Below are 217 nucleotides of genomic sequence, written 5' to 3' on the forward strand. Positions count from 1 at the left end.
TTGAAGCGCGGGTAGGAGCAGATCGTGGCGTTGTTGGACAGCGGCGTGACGCTGGCCACGGGCGGGCGGGCGCCGTCCTGCGGGGCCGCGGAGCCGGCGTGGGGCTCGGCGTGGGGCTCGGCGCGGGGCGCGGCTTGGGGCTCGGCGTGGGCCACCAGCCGGTCGAGCCAGTCGCCGAAGACCTGGGCGTCGGAGTTGAGCAGGACGACGGCGCGGC

Annotated in this window: 1 protein-coding gene; it reads right to left on the bottom strand. The window is 77.0% G+C overall.

The window, feature by feature from the left end; genetic code table 11:
- A partial coding sequence (locus tag MFF58_RS32130; RefSeq protein ID WP_238294394.1) for a hypothetical protein occupies positions 1-217 on the bottom strand: 217 nt, incomplete at both ends.

It is taken from the genome of Methylobacterium longum (assembly GCF_022179385.1).
Classification (GTDB): domain Bacteria; phylum Pseudomonadota; class Alphaproteobacteria; order Rhizobiales; family Beijerinckiaceae; genus Methylobacterium; species Methylobacterium longum.